At 67.8% G+C, this 1658-nt stretch carries 1 protein-coding gene; it reads right to left on the minus strand.

Going from position 1 to position 1658, the window contains the following annotated elements; genetic code table 11:
- Positions 1–1658, minus strand: a 1658-nt coding sequence (locus tag Y707_RS28955; RefSeq protein ID WP_155852869.1) for a glycosyltransferase family 2 protein, incomplete at both ends; no start/stop codon positions are given.

Consider the following 1658-nt stretch of genomic DNA (forward strand, 5'->3'; position numbering starts at 1 on the left):
CCACAGCGTCTTGGCCCGCCGGCGCAGTCCGATGCTGAGGGCAATCACCACCAGTACTGCCAGCGGCAGCAGAGTCGGCGCCGACGCGGTCAGTGCCGCCAGCACCAAACCGGCAGCGGCAGCGGCGGTCCAGGACGGACGGCCATTGGTTCCGGGTGTCCCGGCCGGATCGGTCTGCCTGTTGGTTCCGCTGGCCGCCTCCGACCGGCGCTTTGCTGCGGCGCCCACCGCGCGGAGCATACCCAGCACGACCCACGGAATCAGCAGGTGTGCCAGTAATGCGCCCAGTCGGCCACTGCCCAGCGCGATCTGGAGTGCTGGAACACCGGCCCAGACCAGTGCCGCCCAGAACCGCACCAGGGGTCGTTGCGTGAGTGCACCGGCGGCAGTCCAGGCACCCAGACCGGCCAGCGGCAGCGCCAGCAAGGTCAGCCACAGCACCGCGGCTGAACCGTTGCCGAATCCCGCGGCCGCGAGCAGCCACAGGACGTAGTCGAAAGGATCGCCATGGCCGGCGAAACCTGCACCCAGCCCGATCCACCAGGACGATGCGTTCTCCCAGATGGCCGTCATGGTTGGTGACAGCGGGAGCAGCGAACCGCCCGCGATCGCCTGCGCACCAAACAACCAGTGCAAACCAAAGAACGATATGGCGGTCAAGATCAAAGCCGCGGCGATGGCCCCTGTCCCGGACCAGCGCCGGGCGGGCGCAGCCAGTGAGACGAAATCGTCCGACCCGCCGGTGGGGCTCTGCAAACCTTGGTCACCGCCGCCGTCGCCCTCGCCCACGATGTACTGGGCGTCGAAAGCCTCCAGCCGGGAGCGCCGGTGCGACCAGACTTCCCGCCTCGGTGTTTGCAGACCGCGGATGACAGTACGGGAGACGCGGCGGGTGCGGGCGGCCCGGCGTCGTCCCTTAAGGAAAGTAATGGGACGCAGCAGCGACGCCAGTGTGGCCACCAACTGGCCTGCTCCGTAGGCGGGATCTTTCGCGATCACGCTCAAAACGAACCTGATAATACCGCCCAGCAGGGCGCCGGCGGCCAGGAACGGCATCTTCCACAGCGGCGCATGTTTCAGCCGCAGGTACACCTCCGCGCGGCGCGCAATCGTGGGGCTGCCCATATCGTGCGGACGGCGCACCACGTGCTGCATCCGGGCGCTGGGCACGACCACCACACGGTGTCCGGCCAGCCGGTTCCGCCAGCAGAAGTCGACGTCGTCGCCTGCTCCCGGGAGCGCATGGTCGAACCCGCCGAGCGCATCCCATACGTCGCGGCGCACCAGCATGCCGGCCGAGTTGACCGCAAAGACATCGCTGCGGCCGTCGTACTGCCCCTGGTCCAGTTCATCGACGTCGATAAGGGACAGGCGCTCGGCCCAGCCGCTCGTGGATAAGCCAACATCGATCAGTCGGCGCAAATGGTCCCATTCGAGTTGCTTACAGCCAGCCACGGTGACGGCGGGAGCCCGTTCGACGGCGGCCAACAGCTCCGACAGCGCGTCCGGGGCAGGAGCGGAATCATCGTGCAGCAGCCACAGCCATTCTTCGGCTTCTTCGATGGACTCATCGGGCGGATCCGCCAGGGCCACCGACCCGCCAAGACCGTTTGGCGTTCCAGCCGGAATCTTCGCAGCCTGCCAGTCATGGCGGCGGG

It is taken from the genome of Arthrobacter sp. H14 (genome assembly GCF_000520495.1).
GTDB lineage: Bacteria > Actinomycetota > Actinomycetes > Actinomycetales > Micrococcaceae > Arthrobacter_C.